At 71.5% G+C, this 20,293-nt stretch carries 3 protein-coding genes and 1 pseudogene; 1 reads left to right on the top strand and 3 read right to left on the bottom strand.

Going from position 1 to position 20,293, the window contains the following annotated elements; translation table 11 throughout:
- The first annotated feature begins 325 nt into the window (after positions 1–325).
- A complete protein-coding gene (locus ACZ6TD_RS42930; protein WP_471346960.1) occupies positions 326–1,027 on the top strand; it encodes a hypothetical protein in 702 nt (233 codons plus the stop codon).
- Between the two features lie 104 nt (positions 1,028–1,131).
- On the opposite strand, the gene ACZ6TD_RS42925 is transcribed toward ACZ6TD_RS42930, so the two are convergent.
- The 3 genes and pseudogenes from ACZ6TD_RS42925 to ACZ6TD_RS42915 all read right to left on the bottom strand — a co-directional run.
- Positions 1,132–1,833: an alpha/beta fold hydrolase gene (locus tag ACZ6TD_RS42925; RefSeq protein ID WP_471346958.1), complete on the bottom strand. Its 702-nt coding sequence runs from the start codon at positions 1,831–1,833 to the stop codon at positions 1,132–1,134.
- Positions 1,834–2,010: 177 nt separating this feature from the next.
- A complete protein-coding gene (locus tag ACZ6TD_RS42920) occupies positions 2,011–2,859 on the bottom strand; it encodes an SAM-dependent methyltransferase (protein WP_471346956.1) in 849 nt (282 codons plus the stop codon).
- Positions 2,860–3,096: 237 nt separating this feature from the next.
- Positions 3,097–20,262: pseudogene (locus ACZ6TD_RS42915) on the bottom strand (type I polyketide synthase); the annotation flags it as partial.
- Positions 20,263–20,293 lie beyond the last annotated feature (31 nt).

The raw sequence follows: 20,293 nt of genomic DNA, 5'->3' as shown, positions 1-20,293 counted from the left end.
GGGTCACGGGCGGCAAGAAGGCCGGCTACGGCGTGACGGGCTACGGCTTGTGCCGTACCGCGCGATGATCGCGAACCTCAGATACGCAACGTCCACCTCTATCGGAGACAACAGGACGGGGGAAGTGTACCCCAGCAGTGGTGTGTGATGTCGTGGACGCGGCCGGGCGGGGCCGTGCTGCCACCTTCCTGCCAACCTTTCCCACTCCCCCGCCGCCGCGTACGACCGCCGTTACGATCACCCGCGTGACCTGGCGGCGCATCCGTACCGAGGCGCGCCGCCCGTTCCGGATCGCATTGGATCATCGGATCAAGGGGCGTGAGAAGTGAACAGCCGGTTAAGCATCGCGGCCGTGTCGGCCGTCTCCCTGGTGGCGCTCCTGGGCGGTACGACGGTGGCGACGGCGCAGGAGTCCGACCCGGCGCCGAAGTCCTGTGACGGTGTCCGGCTGACCGGCGAGCTCCCCGCTCCGGCGCCCGGTCAGGCCGTTTCGGGGCAGATCACCATTGGCGCCGACTGCAAGCCGGAGCGGGTCTCCGTCCAGCACGGCCCGGCGTCGGCCCGCTCGGCCCGCGCCGCGACCGCCGCGACCGCCGCGGCCCCCAGCGCCACGGCCACCACCACCGCCGCCGGCCATCAGCTGCGTGGCTGGAACGAGATGTACGACTGCTGCAACATCCGGATGACGGGCCTGTACACCGCCTCCTCATGGGACACGGCGAACGGCCGCATCACCACGGGCGGCACCACGGCCACCCAGGAGGTGAACCGCGAGCCGTGGGACGCCGGGTGGTCGCTCACCTCGCAGACCGCGAAGGACGACTGCGTCACGGACTGCGCCGAGGTCAACTCCGAGGCGCACGCCGACTTCGCGTACCAGGGTGTCTTCGACCCGACCGGCGACTGGTACAACAACACCCACCACTCGTACGTCCAGTTGAAGGCGGACGGGACGGCGAGCTGCCGCTTCGATGTGGAGCTGCGGCACACCTTCGTGGGGTGGAACTGGCGGTACGGCTGCGAGTGACCGCACGGCGGTGGATGGCACACGGCGTGACCGCCGCCGTGTGCGCTCCGGGTGGCCGGATCCCGGGCGAACACCGCCCGGGACCCGTCAGGCGCGGGGCGGGGTCACGATGCCGCAGCGCACCCGAGCAGTATCCGGGCCAGCTCACGCGGCTGGGAGAACATCGGCCAGTGGCCGGTGTCCATCTCGACCAGCCGCCATTGCTCGCTCTTCAGCAGTTCGGCCACATCGCCCATCGGCTCATCGCCGTCGAGCAGACACTTGATGTACGTGGCCGGAAGCCCGCTGAGCGGGCGCGCCAGCACGGCGGGCTCGGAGAGTGTGGCGCCCGGATGCGGCGTGGCACCGGCCACGATCCGCGCGATCTGCTCGTCGGTGAGCCCCTGGCCCTCGCAGTCGGCCTCGGTCAGGGGTGCCCAGAAGCCGTCGTTCGCGGCCATCGACGCCTCCACCATGGCCCGGCCGCTGGGCAAGGCCGACAGGAACGACTCACCGTCCACCGGAACGTTGGAGTCCACGAACACCACATGGGCCAGCCGGTCGCCGATGCGCTCGGCCGCCTGACCGACCGGGATGCCCGAATAGCTGTGCCCCACCAGGACCACATCGCGCAGCTCGAGACGCTCGATCTCGCCGACGATGTCCTGGACGTGGGTCTGCTGCCCGGCCTGCACACCCTGCTTATCGGCGAGCCCGGACAGCGTGAGGGCATGAGCGCCGTGTCCGGCCGCCCGTAGCTCCGGCACCACCTCGCCCCATGCCCACGACCCCAGCCACGCGCCCGCCACCAGTACGAATTCCGTCATGGCGGCAAGGTAGCGCGTGGGTCTGACAACGGGCTCAAAGGACGTCGAGGGGCACGGGCCCCGTGGGCACCAGGGCATGAGGTCGTACACCACACCGCGCCGGGGGGCGGGCCGAATGTGCCGACCCGCCCCTGAATGACTCCCTGAAGAGAACCGGGAAATTCCGGCGCCGAGGACTTACGCGGTTTCAGGCCGCCGCGCGGTGGCGATCAGATAGCCCAGCTCGGGCATTTCCATGTTCTCGCCCTCGGCGGGCTTCAACTTGTTGAAGACCTCCGGGTCGACCTTGGACGCCAGTTGCTCCATGTTCTGGGCCATGGCCTCACCGAGCCGCCGGACCGACTGCTTGGTGGTGCTTTCACTGACGTCGAGCAGCTCCGTACAGCGCAGCCCGGCCTCGCGCAGCATCCCCGGGTACGTCTCGAAAGACGCGGGCGGCTGGGTGAGGTACCGCTGGAGAATGTTCTCGATGACCGGCCGCCGCTCCTCGGATATCTCCTCGCGCTCGTAGTTGTCGGTGAGCGCCAGCCGGCCGCCCGGGCGCAGAACGCGGGCGGCCTCCGCGAGCGCCGCCGTCCGGTCGGGCATCTGCATCACGGATTCCAGCATCCAGACGGCGTCGAAGGAGCCGTCGTCGAAGGCCAGGTCCATCGCGTCGCCGTACTGGAAGGTGACCTTGCCGCTTACCCCGGCGGCCTCGGCCAGCTCATTGGCCTTCTCGACCTGCTTACGGCTGACGCTGACGCCCACCACCTCGGCACCCGTCTTCCGCGCGAGCCTGATCGCGGGCCCGCCGAAGCCGCAGCCGATGTCCAGGACCCGGGAGCCGGCGCCGATGCGCAGCCGCGCGATCATCATGTCGGTGAGCCGGTCGGCGGCGTCCTCCAGGGTGGTGGCGTCCTCCTGGCTGTTCCAGTAGCCGACATGGATGTTCGGGCCGTACAGCGAGGCGTCGAACATGCCCACCAGCTGGTCGTAGAACTCACCGACCCGCTCACCGACCGCGCTGACATTGGACGACGTCATGATGTTTCCTCCCGCAGTAATGGAAAGGTCTTCGGCGACATCAGAATTCCGCGAGCGCCTTCCCCGTTTTTTCTTCCGCGCTTCGAATGAACGCGAGCCTATCAGGATGTCAGGCAATGCGAATCACACGTTCTCCGCAAGCCAGTTGAGGACCGCTTCGGCGGCCACGCCGGCGAAATCCTCCATCATGGTGAAGTGGTCACCGGGAACGTCGATACGGGTGAGCGTGGCGCCCCATGCCGATTCTTCGTCGTTCCCCTCTCCGGACCCCGGAAAGGATTCCTCCGCTTTCACCGTGAGAATCGGCGCGGCGATCGGCGTCGGCCCCCAGTCGGAGAAGAGGCGCAGATAGCCGCCCATCGCGGTCAGCCTGCCCTCGTCCACCACGCCGAACATCTTTTCCCGGTCGAACATCTTGCCGGACAGATTCGTCTGGATCCACGGCAACGCCTCGCTGCGCGGCAGATAGGTGTCCAGCAGGACGACCGCCGAGGGAGCACTGCCACGGGCCTCCAGCCACCCGGCGACCGCCTGGGCGATCCAGCCGCCGGACGAGCGTCCGACGAGCACGAACGGCTTCTCCCCGACACAGCGCAGCACCGCCTCCGCCTGCATCTCCACGACGGCGTCGACGCTCGCCGGAAGCAGCTCCCCCTTGCCGAAGCCGGGCTCGGGCAGCACGGAGACATCCCGGCGCCCCCGGAACCCGGCCGCGAAGCGGGCGTACTCACGGGGTCCGGAGATGGCGACCAGCGACGGGAAGCACACCAGCCCCGGCGCCGTGCTGCCCTTGGAGAGCCGTACCAGCTTGGGCGGGGTGGTCAGCTCCGCCGCCGTACGGAACGACGGGCGCAGTCGGGCCGCGGCCATGAGCAACTGGGTGCCCGCCACGTACTGTTCATCGGCGCATGCCTGCCGGTACAGCGCCTCGATCGTCGAGCCGGTCGCGGTGTTGGCCGCGCCGGCGGTCGTGGCCGCGCCGGCGGTCGTGGCCGCGCCGGCGGTCGTGGCCTGATGTGCGGTTGCCGTGGCCGACGCTTCGCCCTGGGGTGCGGAGCCCGGGGCGCCGGCGACCAGTTGGGTGCGCAAGTGGGCGGCCAGCGCCGCGGGTGTGGTGTGGTCGAAGAGCAGCGTGGCGGGCAGGTTGAGACCGGTGGCGAGGTTGAGCCGGTTGCGGATCTCCACCGCGGTGAGCGAGGTGATCCCCAGCTCGAGGAAGGCGTGGTCGTCCTCCACCAGGTCCGGTGTGTCATGGCCGAGCACGGTGGCGGCATGCGTGCGCACCAGCTCGGTCAGGATCTGGGTCTGCTCCCTGGCCGGCAACCCGTTCAGACGCTGCCCGACCGGCTCCACTCCCCCGGCGCCGGTGGCGGAACCGGATGCGGCGTTGTGGGCGGTGCGGCGGGCCGGGACCCGGACCAGCCCGCGCAGCAGATGCGGGACACCGAGGGAGGCGGCCTGCACTCGTAGGGCGGCGATGTCGAGCCGCATGGGGACGAGGAGCGGGTGTGCGTCCGTGGCGCTTTCCGGGTGCACGTCAGTGGCGCTCTCCGGCCGGCCGCCGCCGCTCGCGTCGGCGCCCTCGCCCAGGCCGGGCTGCCCGGCCCGGGAACGCGCCCGCGCCGTCGCCGCGTCGAAGAGCGCCAGGCCCTCCTCGGACGACAGCGCGGTCACTCCCGCCCGGTTGAGCCGCTCGACGTCGCTGTCGTCCATGTGCCCCGTCATGGCGCTGCGTTCGGCCCACAGCCCCCAGGCCAGGGAGACCGCCGGCAGCCCCCGCGCCCTGCGCCGCTGCGCCAGCGCGTCCAGGAACGCGTTGGCCGCGGCGTAGTTGGCCTGGCCACTGCCACCGAACACGCCCGCCGCCGAGGAGAAGAGCACGAACGCGGACAGCGGCAGGTCCTCCGTCAGCTCATGGAGGTTGATGGCGGCATCGGCCTTGGGCCGCAGCACCGTGTCGACGCGCTCCGGGGTCAGCGACCCGATCACCCCGTCATCGAGGACACCGGCCGCGTGCACCACTCCGGTCAGCGGATGCTCGGCCGGTACGGAGGCCAGCAGCCGCGCCAGCGCGGCGCGGTCGGCCGTGTCGCAAGCGGCCAGGGACACCGAAGCCCCCGACGCGGTCAGCTCGTCCACCAGCTCGGCGGCGCCGGTGGCCTCGCCACCCCGGCGGCTGGTCAGCAGCAGATGGCGTACGCCGTGCTCGGCCACCAGGTGACGGGCCACCAAGGAGCCCAGCACACCCGTCGCACCGGTGATGAGGACCGTTCCCTCCGGGTCCCACAGCGCGGTGGCCGCGGCCTCCCCGTCCCGCTCCCCGGCCGACGTGGACGCGGTCGCGCGGGCCGCCGGGACCCGGGCGAGCCGTGGCACCAGCACCGCGCCGCCGCGCACCGCCATCTGCGGCTCGTCGCCCGACAGGGCCTGCGGCAGGGCGGCGAACGACGCCTCCTGGTCGTCCAGATCGAGCAGCAGGAACCGATCGGGATTCTCCGACTGCGCCGACCTCACCAGTCCCCACACCGCGGCGCAGGCCGGATCGGCGAGCGGCTCTCCGGGCCGGACGCCGACCGCCCCACGGGTGACCAGCACCAGCCGGGACCGTCCGAACCGCTCATCGGCCAGCCACGACTGCACCAGCGCGAGCGCCCGGTGCGCCGCGGCGCGGACCGTCTCGGCATCCGGCAACGCGAGCGCCGCCACGTCCGTCGCGTCGCCAGTGGCGAGTGTGTGGGACGCGGGGTACGAGACCGGAGAGAGGGGGGACGGTGAGGACAGGGAGGACAGGGAGGCGAACACCAGATCCGGCGCCGTTCGCCCCGCCTCGATGGCCTCTCCCAGAGCGGACAGATTCGCATGCGTCTCCGCCAGGGCACCGGCCGTGCCCGCCGACTTCAGCGCCGCCGACAGCCCGGTGTCGCCCTCGGCGAGCACGGCCCAGCGGCCGGCAGGGCCGGACGACGGGGACACCGCCCCGGGTGCCGTCCACTCCAGGTGGAAAAGCGATTCGTGGAAGGCGCCATGCGTCGCACCGAGCTGGTCGCGGGCGACCGCGCGGGTGACGAGCGAAGCCACCGAGGCCACCGGCTGCCCCGACTCGTCGAGCGCGGTCAGCGACACCGCGTCCGCCCCGGCCGGGGCCAGCCGCACCCGCAGCGCGGACGCGCCGGTGGCATGCAGCGCCACTCCGCTCCAGGCGAAGGGAAGCCGGACCCGTCCGGTGCCGGATCCCTCGTCCCGGCGCACGTTGCCATCGGGCTCGGGGAGGCGGACGAATCCGCCGAACGCCATCGCGTGCAACGCGGCGTCCAGCAGGGCCGGGTGGAGGCCGAAGCGCTCGGCGTCCTGCCGTGCCTCCTCGGCCAGGCGGACCTCGGCGAAGACCTCGTCGCCCTTGCGCCAGACGGCGCGCAGCCCCTGGAAGGACGGCCCGTAGCCCAGCCCGGTCCGTGCGAACCGTTCGTAGAGCCCGCCGACATCCACCGCCTCCGCACCGGCCGGAGGCCATGCCTCTGGCTCGGTGGCGCGATCGGCAGCCGCCGGGGTGCCGCCGCTGCCGAGCACACCGGTGGCGTGCTGCGTCCAGGGGCCGTCCTCCGTCTGTGCGTACACACCGACCGGGCGCCGCCCCGCCTCGTCGGGACCGCCGACGGCGACCTGCAACCGGACCGTGCCCCGCTCGGGCAGCACCAGCGGTGCTCCCAGGGTCAGTTCGTCCACCCGGTCGCAGCCGACCGCGTCACCGGCCCGCATCAGCAACTCCACGAAGGCCGTGCCGGGCAGCAGCGTGACATCCGCCACCGCGTGGTCGGCGAGCCAGGGGTGGGTACGGAGCGAGAGCCGACCGGTGAGCAGGAAACCGTCCGAGTCGGGCAGCGGCACGGCGGCGCCCAGCAACGGGTGCTCGGCCGAGTCCAGCCCCACCGAAGACACATCACCTGCGGTCTCGAGGGCCTCCGACTCCAGCCAGAAGTGGGTGCGCTGGAAGGCATACGTCGGCAGATCCACACGCCGCGCGCCCGTCCCCGCGAACATCCCCGCCCAGTCGACGGACGCACCGCCGACATACGCCTCGGCCACGGACGTCAGGAAGCGCTCCAGACCACCTTCGTCGCGGCGCAGCGAACCGACGACGGTGACACGGGCGCCGTGCTCCTCGGCCGTCTGCTCCACGCCCATCGTCAGGACGGGGTGGGCGCTGGCCTCGATGAACACCTGAAGACCGTCGGCCAGCAGGGCACGGACGGCCTCCTCGAAACGCACCGTCTGACGCAGATTGCGATACCAGTACCCGGCGTCCAGCCCCGTGGTGTCCAGCACACCCGTGGTGACCGTGGAGTAGAACGGTACCGACGAAGCCCGGGGAGTGATATCCGCCAGCTCTCGCAGCAACTCCTCCTCGATGTCCTCCACATGCGCGCAGTGCGAGGCGTAGTCCACCGGAACACGCCGCGCCCGGATCCCCTCGCCCTCGCATACGGCCAGCAGCTCCTCCAACGCATCCGCGTCACCGGAGACCACCACCGCCGATGGCCCGTTCACGGCCGCCACCGACAACCGCTCACCCCACCGCCCCAGCCGCTCCCGTACGGCCTCCACGGGCAACGACACCGACACCATCCCGCCGAGCCCCGACAACGCCCGCAACGCCTTGCTCCGCAACGCCACCACCCGCGCCGCATCCTCCAACGACAACGCACCCGCCACACACGCCGCCGCGATCTCACCCTGCGAGTGGCCAACGACCGCCGAAGGCTCGACCCCGTACGAACGCCACAGCTCCGCCAGCGACACCATCACCGCGAACAGAGCAGGCTGCACCACATCCACCCGCTCCAACGCCTCCGCAGCACCCTCACCACCCCGCAACACGTCCGCGAGCGACCAGTCCACGAACGGCGCCAACGCCGCCGCACACTCACCCACCCGCTCCGCGAACACCGGCGAAGACTCCAGCAACCCCGCCGCCATCCCCACCCACTGCGACCCCTGACCAGGGAAGACAAAGGCCGCACGGGCATCGGAGCCGACCACGGCCCCTCGCACCACACCCGCCGCCTCGCGGCCCTCGGCCAGTGCGGTCAGGCCGCTGACGAGCGCGGTACGGTCACCGCCCAGCACCACCGCCCGCCGCTCGAACGCCGCGCGCGTGGCGACCAGCGACAGACCGATGTCCGTCACCGCCGGGCCGGTCTCCTCGGCCACCAGCGAGAGCAGTCGCCCGCCCTGCTCACGCACACCGGCATCGGACTTCGCCGACAGCACCCATGGCACCACAGCGGGCGCCGACTCCTCGGTCTCCTCGGCGGCTTCGCCCTCGGTCGACGGCGCCTGCTCGAGGATGATGTGCGCGTTGGTGCCGCTGAGGCCGAAGGAGGAGATGCCCGCCCGGCGTGGGCGGCCGGTCTCGGGCCAGGGCCTGGCCTCGGTGAGCAGCTCGACGGCTCCCGCCGTCCAGTCGATGTGCGGCGACGGTTCGTCCACGCCCAGCGTCTGCGGCAGCAGACCATGCCGCATGGCGAGCACCATCTTCATGATGCCCGCGACACCGGCCGCGGCCTGGGTGTGCCCGATGTTGGACTTGATCGAGCCCAGCCACAGGGGCTGGTCGTGCGTGCGTTCACGGCCGTATGTGGCCAACAGCGCCTGCGCCTCGATCGGATCGCCCAGTGTCGTACCCGTACCGTGCGCCTCAACCGCGTCCACCTCGGCGGCCGACAACCGCGCGTTCGCCAGCGCCGCCCGGATCACTCGCTGTTGCGAGGGGCCGTTGGGCGCGGTGAGCCCGTTGCTGGCACCGTCCTGGTTGACGGCGGAGCCACGTACCACCGCCAGCACCTGGTGGCCGTTGCGGCGCGCGTCCGACAGCCGCTCCAGCAGCAGCATGCCCACGCCCTCGCCCCAGCCGGTGCCGTCCGCGGCCGCGGCGAACGGCTTGCACCGGCCGTCCGGCGCCAGCCCGCGCTGTCGGCTGAACTCCACGAAGGTGGCGGGGGTGGACATCACCGCCACACCGCCCGCCAGCGCCAGCGAGCATTCGCCCTGCCGCAGCGCCTGCGCCGCCAGGTGCAGTGCCACCAGCGACGACGAACAGGCGGTGTCGATGGTCACGGCCGGGCCCTCGAGACCGAAGGTGTAGGCGACCCGGCCCGATGCGATGCTTCCGGACCCACCCGTGGCGAGGTAGCCCTCGGCGCCCTCGGGGACGCTCCGGAGCTGCGAGCCGTAGTCGTGGTACATCAAGCCCGCGAAGACACCGGTCGCGCTGCCCCGAAGAGTCGTCGCGTCGATTCCGGCCCGTTCGAACGCCTCCCATGACGTCTCCAGCAGCAGCCGCTGCTGCGGGTCCATCGCCAGGGCCTCACGCGGCGAGATGCCGAAGAACACCGGGTCGAACTCGCCGGCGGTGTGCAGGAAGCCGCCCTCCCGCGCATAGCTCTTGCCGTCCGCCTCCGGGTCGGGGTCGTACAGCCCCGCCACGTCCCAGCCACGGTTGACGGGGAAGCCGGAAATGGCCTCGTCGCCCGCCGCGAGCAGCCGCCACAGCTCCTCCGGGGACCGGGCGCCACCGGGGAAACGGCAGGCCATGCCGACGATCGCCACCAGGTCGTCGCCGGTGTCCGCCTTGCCGGTGGGCAGGGCGGGCCGGGCGGGACGTACGCCGTCGTCCCCGCCGGTCAGCTCCTGGTGGAGATGGCGGGCCAGGGCGATCGGGTTCGGGTAGTCGAACACCAGCGTGGCCGTGAGGCGCAGTCCGGTGGCCGTGCCCAGGCGGTTGCGCAGCTCCACCGCCGTCAGCGAGTCGAAACCGAAGTCCTTGAAGGCGCGGCCCGGCTCCACCGCGGCCGCCCCACCGTGTCCGAGCACCGTGGCCACGCACCGCCGCACCAGGTCCAGCACCAGGCGTTCGCCGTCCTCCGACGACGCCGCGGCGAGCCGCTCCCGCAGGTCACCCGCGGCACCTGTGCCCTCCGCCGCGGCCCGGCGCGCCGCAGGCCGCACCAACTCCCGCATGATGTACGGCACTTCGCCGTCGGCGCCACGCGCCGTGGCCGGGTCCAGCCGCATGGGGATGACCACGGGCAGTTCCCCGGCACAGCCCGCGTCGAACAGGGCCAGGCCCTCCTCGGGCGACAGACCGTCCACTCCGGCCCGGCCCATACGGCGCCGATCCGCCTCGGCCAGCCCGCCGGCCATTCCGCCGCGCTCGTCCCACAAACCCCAGGCGAGGGACAGGCCGGGCAGCCCCGAGGCCCGGCGGCGCCGTATCAGGGCGTCGAGGAAGGCGTTGGCGGCCGCGTAGTTGGCCTGTCCGGCCGTGCCGAAGGTCCCGGCGGCCGAGGAGAACACGACGAACGCCGACAGGTCCATTGCCTCGGTCAGCTCGTGCAGGGTGATGGCCGCGTCCATCTTCGGGCGCAGCACCGCGTCCACGCGCTCCGGCGTCAACGATGCGATGACGCCGTCGTCGAGGACACCGGCCGTGTGGACCACTCCACGCAGCGGATGCGTTGCGGAGATGCCCTTCACGGCGGCGGTCAGGGCGTCCCGGTCGGCCACGTCGCAGGCGGCCCAGCCGACCGAGGCGCCCGCCGCCACCAGCTCGGCCTCCAGCGCGCGGGCGCCGGGGGCGTCCGCGCCGCGACGGCTCACCAGCAGCAGATGGCGTACGCCGCGCTCGGCCACGAGGTGGCGGGCGACCAGCCCGCCGAGCGTGCCGGTGGCGCCGGTCACCAGGACCGTGCCCTCCGCGTCCCACGCCGCCGAGCGTGTGGCGGCTCCGGTGGTCGAGGTGGTCTCGGTGGTCTCGGCGGCCGGGGTGGTCCCGGTGATCCGCACTCGGCCCAGGCGGGGCGCCAGCAGCCGCCCGCCGCGCACGGCCACCTGGGGTTCGCCACTCACCACCGCCGCCGACAGCAGGGAGAGGGCCTCGGGAGTCAGTGGCCGGTGCCCGGGCTCGTGCTCCGGTTCCTGATGCCCACCGTCCAGGTCGACCAAGACGAACCGATCCGGATGCTCGGTCTGCGCGGTCCGTACCAGACCCCATACGGCGGCCGCCGCGAGATCCACCACGGCCTTGTCGTTCTGGCCGTCCTCGTCGTCCTCGACGGTCACCGCGCCATGCGTGGCGATCACCAGTCGCGATCCGGCGAACCGCTCCTCGGCCAGCCATCCCCGCACCAGCTCAAGCGCCCGATGGATCACGTCGCGTACCACGTCGGCCTCGGTCGACTCGTCGTCCTCGGCGGCGGGCGCGGACGGGACCACACACACCACCGCCGGCGGCACGGCCTCTTCGGCGCCGATCGCCTCACCGAATGCCGTCACGTCATGCCAGTCGACGCCGTCCCGCGGTGCCACCTCGGCCAGGGCGCTGTTCACCGGCGCACCGACGCCCGGCAGAACGCTCCAGTTCAGCCGGAAGAGGGATTGGTGCACCGCACCGCGCGCCGCGTTGACCTGCTCCGGGGAGACGGGGCGCGTCGCCAGCGAGTCCACCGTGGCCACCGGCGCACCGGCCCCGTCCGTCACCTCCATGGACAGCGCCATGCCATCGGGTCCCGTCGGGGTGAGGCGTACCCGCAGCAGGGCGGCGCCTGCCGCGTACACCGACACCCCGCTCCATGAGAACGGCAGCCGGATCTCCTCCGACGCGGCGGTGGCTCCCGAGGCGCCGGTGTCCTGCGACGTACCGGTGGCCGCGGCGCCCACGGCGTGGAGGGCGGCGTCCAGCAAGGCCGGGTGGAGGCCGAAACGGCGCGGGTCCTGCTCCGCCTCGTCGGGCAGCGCGACCTCGGCGAACACCTCGGTCCCGCGCCGCCACACGCCACGCAGCCCCTGGAACACCGGCCCGTACCGCAGCCCCGTTTCGGCAAGCCGCTCGTAGTGCCCGTCCAGCGCCACGGGTTCGGCGTCCCGCGGCGGCCATACGGAGGCGGAGAGGGCGGCGCGGGCAGGGGTGGACGACTCGGGCACCACACTGCCCGTCGCGTGCCGAAGCCACGGCCCTTCCCCGCCGTCCTCGCGCGAGTGCACGGTCAGCGCCCGGCGCCCCGAGTCGTCGGCGTCCGAGACCGTCACCCGCACCTGTACGCCACCGTGCTCGGGGAGGACCAGCGGTGCCTCGAGCGTCAGCTCCTCCAGCCGGGCGCATCCGACCCGGTCGCCCGCGTGCAGCGCCAGCTCGACGAACGCGGTCCCGGGCAGCATCACCGCGCCCAGCACCTCATGGTCGGCCAGCCAGGTGTGCGTACGCGCGGACAGCCGGCCGGTGAACAGGCATCCGTCGGAATCGGGCAGCGTCACCGCGGCACCGAGCAGCGGATGTTCCGCCGAACCGAGCCCCGCCGAGGCCACATCCACCGTGGCCGCGGCCGACTCCAGCCAGTACCGCTCCCGCTGGAAGGCATACGTGGGCAGCTCGACGGTCCGGGGGCGCGCCGGTGCGAGCAGTGCCGCCCAGTCCACGAAACGGCCCCGGACGTGGATCCGCGCCAGCGCTTCAAGCAATGAGGCGGCCTCGCCACGGCCGGTGCGCAGGGCCGGGGCGAAGGTGGCGTCGGGAGCGCACTCCTGCCCCATCCCGGACAGCACACCGTCCGGGCCCAGCTCCAGATGGGTCGTGGCACCCTGGTCCGCCAGGCTCTTCACGCCATCGGCGAAGCGCACGGTCTCGCGGACGTGCCGCACCCAGTACTCGGCCGAGCACAGCGCCTCGGCGTCAGCCACCAGGCCCGTCACGTTCGACACGACGGGGATACGGGGAGGCGCGTACGACAACCCCTCGGCCACCTGGCGGAACTCGGCCAGCATCGGCTCCATCAAGGGCGAGTGGAAGGCATGCGAGACGTGCAGCCGCTTGGTCTTGATGCCCTGGGCGTCAAACTGCCCAGCGATCTCCGTCACCGCCTCATCCGCGCCGGAGATCACGGTCGAGCGTGGACCGTTGACCGCGGCCACACTCACCTCGGCCTCACGACCGGCCAGGAGCGGGACTACGTCGGCCTCGGCGGCCTGCACCGACACCATCACCCCACCCGGGGGCAACGCCTGCATCAACCGCCCCCGAGCCGCCACCAACACACACGCATCCGCAAGCGACAACACCCCCGCCACATGCGCGGCCACCAGCTCACCGATCGAATGCCCCGCCACGAAATCCGGCCGCACACCCCACGACTCCACCAACCGGAACAGCGCCACCTCCACCGCGAACAACCCACACTGCGTGAAGACGGTCTCATCCAGCCCCGCCACGTCCCCACGGATCACCTCCCGCAGCGAACGCTCCAGCAGGCTGTCGAACTGCGCGCACACCTCATCGAAGGCATCCGCGAACACCGGGAACGCCTCATACAACCCCTGGCCCATCCCGACCCGCTGACTCCCCTGCCCCGAGAACAGCACCGCCAACTTGCCCTGCACCACAGAGCCCTGGACCACACCCGGCGCCGGATCGCCAATCGACAGCGCCTCCAAGCCATCGACAAGACCAGCCCGGTCAGCGGCCAGCACCACAGCACGATGCTCAAACGCACTACGCGTCGTCGCCAACGACAGCGCCACATCTACGGGCGACAGCTCCGACCGCTCCCCCGCGAACGACACCAGCCGACTCGCCTGCGCCCGCAGCGCGGGTTCGGACCGTCCCGAGACCACCCACGGCACCACCGAGGACGGCAAGGCCCGCGGCTCGTCGGGGGATTCGGCGTCAGGCAGCACCGTTGGCGCCTGCTCCAGGATGACGTGGGCGTTGGTGCCGCTGATGCCGAACGACGACACCCCGGCACGCCGCGGACGGCCCGTCTCCGGCCACTCCACCGCATCCGTCAACAACTCCACCGCACCGGCCGACCAGTCCACATGCGGCGACGGCTCATCGACATGCAACGTCTTCGGCAGCACCCCATACCGCATCGCCAGCACCATCTTCATCACACCCGCCACACCGGCGGCCGCCTGCGTATGGCCGATGTTCGACTTGATCGCGCCCAGCCAGAGCGGCCGGTCCTCGGCCGTCCGTTCCTGGCCGTACGTCGCGAGCAGCGCCTGCGCCTCGATCGGATCGCCCAGCTTCGTGCCCGTACCGTGCGCCTCCACCGCGTCCACCTCAGCGGCCGACAACCGAGCACTCTCCAACGCCGCCCGGATCACCCGCTGCTGCGACGGACCATTCGGCGCCGACAGCCCATTGCTCGCCCCGTCCTGATTCACCGCCGAACCACGCACCACCGCCAGCACCCGGTGCCCGTTCCGCCGCGCATCCGACAGCCGCTCCAGCAAGAGCACTCCCGCGCCTTCGGAGAACCCGGTGCCGTCCGCCGCGCCCGCGAAGGCCCTGCACCGCCCGTCCGCCGACAGCCCGCGCTGCCAGCTGAACTCCACGAACAGACCCGGTGTCGACATCACCGTCACACCGCCCGCGAGCGCGAGCGAGCACTCGCCCCGCCGCAGCGCCTGCGTCGCCAGGTGCAGCGCCACCAGCGACGAGGAACACGCGGTGTCCACCGTGACCGCCGGTCCCTCGAAACCGAAGGTGTAGGAGACCCGCCCCGAGACGATGCTGCCCGCGCTGGGGGCGCCGGGGCCACCGCCCGGGCCCTGCAACAGCCCGTAGTCGTGGTGCATCACACCGGCGAAGACGCCGGTCTGGGTCCCACGCAGGGTCGCCGGGTCGATACCGGCCCGCTCCAGCGCCTCCCACGAGGTCTCCAACAGCAGCCGCTGCTGCGGATCCATCGCCAGCGCCTCACGCGGCGAGATACCGAAGAACGCCGGATCGAAGTCGCCCGCGTCGTAGAGGAAGCCGCCCTCGCGGGCGTAGCTCTTCCCCGCGGCGTCCGGGTCCGGGTCGTACAGCCCCTCCACATCCCAGCCACGGTCTTCCGGGAAGGCCGAGATGGCGTCCGTGCCGCGCTCCAGGAGCTGCCACAGCTGCTCCGGCGTCCGCACCCCACCGGGGAAGCGGCAGCTCATCGCCACGATCGCGATGGGCTCGTCATGGGTGGCGAGCGCGCCCGTACCGGCGCCGCCGGACGGAGAGGTCGATGCGACGGCGCCCTGGTACGCCTCGGCCAGCTCGGAGCGCAGATGGCGGGCGATCACCACGGGCGTGGGGTAATCGAAGACAAGGGTGGCGGGCAGCCGCAGCCCGGTGGCCGTGTTCAACCGGTTCCGCAGCTCGACCGCCGTCAGCGAGTCGAACCCGAGCTCCTTGAACGCACGCCCCACCTCGATGGAGTCCGCTCCCGCGTGTCCGAGCACCTCGGCGACGTGGCTGCACACCAGGTTCAGCAGGGCTTCGTCCTGTTCGTCCGCCGACAGGGGCGCAAGCCGCCGCCACAGTTCCGACTCGCCTGCGCCACCGCTGGACGGCCGCACGGTACGACGTGTGGGAACGGACAGCACATCGCGGAGCAGGGCGGGCACCGCACCGGACGCCGCCTGGGCGCGGAGCGCCGGGAGGTCCAGGCGTATGGGCAGCAGGACGGGCTGCGCCATGGTCCCGGAAGTGTCGAACAGTTCAAGGCCCTCTTCCGACGTCAGCGGGGCGATGCCGCCGCGCCGCATGCGCCGTACGTCCTCATCGGCCAGGTGGCCCGTCATACCACTGCGCTCGGCCCAGAACCCCCAGGCCAGCGAGACGGCGGGCAGTCCGAGCGCGCGTCGGTGCGCCGCCAGGGCGTCGACGTAAGCGTTCGCCGCGGCGTAGTTGCCCTGTCCGGCGCCGCCGAACGTGCCGGCCGCTGAGGAGAACACCACGAACGCCGCCAGATCCATGCCCTGGGTCAGCTCGTGCAGGTGGAAGGCGGCATCGACCTTGGGGCGGAGCACCGTATCGACACGCTCGGGAGTCAGGGTTTCGATAACGCCGTCGTCCAGCACACCGGCCGCGTGCACCACACCACGCAACGGACGATCCGCCGGAATACCCGCCAGCACCCCCGCCAACGCCTCACGGTCGGCGACATCGCAGGCCACCACCGTCACCGACGCACCCAGCCCCGCCAGCTCGGCCTCCAACTCCACCGCACCAGCCGCCTCCCGACCCCGCCGAGAGACCAACGCCAGATGCCGCACCCCACGCTCGGCCACCAAATGCCGCGCCACCAAACCACCCAACGTGCCGGTGGCACCAGTCACCAGCACCGTACCCTCGGGACCCCACGCAAAGCCCTCTCCAGCTCCCTCAGCAGAAGCCGCAGGTGCAACGGCACGTGACAGCCGAGGCGCCAGGGCTTTCCCGGACCGCACGGCCACCTGAGGTTCCGCACACGACAGCACGGCCTGAAGCACGTCGGACGACACCGGCACGTCATCCACGTCCACCAGAACGAATCGGTCCGGATGCTCAGCCTGCGCCGACCGCACCAAACCCCACACCGCGGCAGCCGCCACATCCGGCACATCCTCATCCGGTGCGGCCGCCACCGCACCCCGCGTCACCACCACCAACCGCGAACCGGCAAACCGCTCCTCAGCCAACCACCCCTGCACCACGTGAAGGGCGCGATGGGCCATCCCCCGTGCCTCGGTCGGGTCGCCGGCGCGGGCTCCGGCGTCGGCCGTGAAGGAGACCAGAACGGTTTCGGGGGCGGCCATGCCGTCGTTCATGGCCTGGATCAGATCCGCCAGTTCCGGATATGTGGGGTCATCCGCGCCGCTCAAGGCGTCGAGGTGCGGCGCCACTGCCCCGAGCAACGCCCACCGGCCCGTGGCCGCGGAGACTTCACGCTGGGCGGGAACCTCACGCCATGTGGTGTGGAACAGCGCGTCATGCGTCACGTTCCGCGCTGCCCGGAGCTGCTCAGGGGAGACGGTACGGGTCACCAGCCTCGCCACCGAGGCCACCGGCGCCCCGGCGGTGTCCGCCACGAGGAGCGAGACCGCATCGGACCCGGCAGGAGCGAGCCGTACACGGAGGGTGTCCGCGCCCGTTGCGTACAGGGACACACCGCTCCAGACGAACGGTAGTCCGGGGCCAGGGCGGGAGGAGTCCTGTTCCGAGTCATCCCCGCCCAATGCCGCGGTGTGCAGGGCGGCGTCGAGGAGTGCCGGGTGCAGACCGAAACGTCCCGCCTCCGCCCGCTGCTCCTCCCCAAGCGCCACCTCAGCGAACACCTCATCACCACGACGCCACGCCGCCCGCACCCCCTGGAAAACCGGCCCATACTCCAAACCCACCCCAGCCAACCGCTCATACACACCACCCACATCCACCGCCACCGCACCCACCGGCGGCCACACACTCAACCCATCCCCCACCACAGGAACATCAGCCGACAACACCCCCCTCGCATGCCGCGTCCACAACCCCTCCCCCTCACCCTCCACCTGAGAAAACACACCCACCACACGCCGACCCACCCCATCCGCAGCCCCCACCGACAACTGCACCCGCACCCCACCACGCTCAGGCACCACCAACGGCGCCTCCAACGTCAACTCCTCCAACCGCCCACAACCCACCCCATCACCCGCACGCAACACCAACTCCACCAACGCCGCCCCCGGCACCACCACCACACCCCACACCGCATGATCAGCCAACCACCCATGCGAAACCAACGACAACCGCCCCGTCAACAACACCCCATCCACATCCGCCAACCCCACCACCGCACCCAACAACGGATGATCAGCCGAACCCAGACCAAGACCGGCCGCCGCCCCCTCGCTGACGGCCACACCCGCCGACTCCAGCCAGTACCGCTCCCGCTGGAAGGCATACGTCGGCAGCTCAACCCGGCGCGCACCCGTCCCCGCGAACATCCGAGCCCAGTCGACGGACGCACCGCCCACATAAGCCTCGGCCGCGGACGTCAAGAAACGGTCCAGGCCGCCTTCGTCACGGCGCAGCGAACCGACGGCGGTGACACGGGTGCCATGGTCCTCGGCCGTCTGCTCCACAGCCATCGTCAGGACGGGGTGGGCACTGGCCTCGATGAACGTATCGAAGCCGTCGGCCAGCAGAGCGCGTACGGTCTCGTCGAAGCGCACTGTCTGGCGCAGATTGCGGTACCAGTACCCGGCGTCCAGATCGGCCGTGTCGAGCACCCCACCGGTCACCGTCGAATAAAACGGCACCGACGACGACCGAGGACTGATCCCCGCCAGCTCCCGCAGCAACTCACCCTCAATGGCCTCCACATGCGCGCAGTGCGAGGCGTAATCCACCGGAACACGCCGCGCCCGAACCCCCTCGCCCTCGCATACGGCCAGCAACTCCTCCAACGCATCCGCGTCACCGGAGACCACCACCGCCGAAGGCCCGTTCACCGCCGCCACCGACAACCGCTCACCCCACGCCGCAAGCCGCTCCCGCACCTCCCCCACCGGCAACGACACCGACACCATCCCACCCAGCCCCGACAACGCCCGCAACGCCTTACTCCGCAACGCCACCACCCGCGCCGCATCCCCCAACGACAACCCACCCGCCACACACGCCGCCGCAATCTCACCCTGCGAATGACCCACCACCGCGGCGGGCTCAACACCATACGAACGCCACACCTCCGCCAACGACACCATCACCGCCCACAACACCGGCTGCACCACATCCACCCGCCCCAACGCCACCTCATCACCCAACACATCCACCAACGACCACCCCACAAACGGCCCCAACGCCGCCGCACACTCACCCATCGCCTCCGCGAACACCGGCGACGACTCCAGCAACCCCACCGCCATCCCCACCCACTGCGACCCCTGCCCCGGAAACACCAACACCGCACGACCACCACCACCCACAACCACACCCCGCACCAACCCCGGAGCACCGCCACCCTCAGCCACCGCACCCAAACCCTCAGCCAAAGCCGCACGGTCGGACCCCAACACCACCGCACGGTGCTCGAACGCACTACGCGTCGTCGCCAGCGAGAACCCGACATCGATGAGGGTCGTCTCCGGACGCGCGTCCAAGTGGGCGAGCAGCCCTTCGGCCTGGGCACGCAGGGCGCTCTCGGACTTCCCCGAGACCAGCCACGGCACGATCCCGGAAGGCAGTTGCCCTGTCTCCTCCGGCGCTTCGCCCTCGGGGTCGGCCGGAGGCTCCTGCTCCAGGATGATGTGTGCGTTGGTGCCGCTGATCCCGAAAGACGAGACACCCGCCCGACGGGGCTCGTCGCCCTCCGGCCACGGCGTGGCCTCGGTGAGCAGCCTCACCCCGCCCGCCGACCAGTCCACATGGGGCGACGGCTCATCGACGTGCAGGGTCTGCGGCAGCAGCCCGTGCCGCATCGCCTGCACCATCTTGATGACGCCGGCCACGCCCGCAGCCGCCTGCGTATGGCCGATGTTGGACTTGATGGAGCCGAGCCACAGCGGCCGCTCCTCGGACCGGTCCTGCCCGTACGTGGCCAGCAGTGCCTGCGCCTCGATCGGGTCGCCCAGCGTGGTGCCCGTGCCATGCGCCTCGACGGCGTCCACCTGCTTGGCGGAGAGTTTGGCGTCGGCCAGGGCCTGGCGGATCACCCGCTGCTGTGAGGGGCCGTTCGGCGCGGTGAGGCCGTTGCTCGCACCGTCCTGGTTGATGGCGGAGCCGCGTACCACCGCCAGCACCGGGTGCCCGTTGCGCCGCGCGTCGGACAGCCGCTCCAGCAGCAGCATGCCCACGCCCTCGCCCCAACCCGTCCCATCCGCGGCCGCCGCGAACGCCTTGCACCGGCCGTCCGGCGCCAGCCCGCGCTGTCGGCTGAACTCCACGAAGGTTCCGGGGGTGGACATCACCGTGACGCCACCCGCGAGGGCGAGTGTGCACTCCTGGCGCCGGAGGGCCTGACCGGCCCAGTGCAGCGCCACCAGGGACGAGGAGCACGCCGTGTCGACGGTGACCGCCGGGCCCTCGAGGCCCAGGGTGTAGGCCACCCGGCCGGAGGCGATGCTGCCCGCGGTGCCGTTGCCCAGGTAGCCCTCCACACCTGCGGGCAGCGAGCTCAGACCGGTGCCGTAGTCGTGGTACATCACACCGGTGAAGACACCTGTCTTGCTGCCCCGCACCGACTCCGGGTCGATACCGGCGCGCTCGAACGCCTCCCAAGCCGTCTCCAGCAGCAACCGCTGCTGGGGGTCGGTCGCGAGCGCCTCGCGCGGGGACATCCCGAAGAACGCCGGGTCGAAGTCACCCGCACCGTGCAGGAATCCGCCCTCGCGCGCATAGCTCTTGCCGACCGCGCCCGGGTCGGGGTCGTACAGCCCCTCCACGTCCCAGCCGCGGTCCTGAGGGAAGCCCGAGATGGCGTCCTCGCCGGCGGCCACCGACCGCCACAGCTCCTCGGGCGAGCGCAGCCCGCCCGGGTAGCGGCAGCTCATCGCCACGATCGCGATCGGTTCGTGGTCCGCCGACTCCGCTTCCTGGAGGCGCTGACGCGTCTGGTGGAGTTCGGCAATGACTCGCTTGAGGTAATCCCGGAGTTTGTCTTCG

Source organism: Streptomyces yongxingensis (assembly GCF_055597465.1).
Note: the sequence above shows the minus strand (reverse complement) of the source record. Positions and strands in the feature narration are given on the sequence as shown.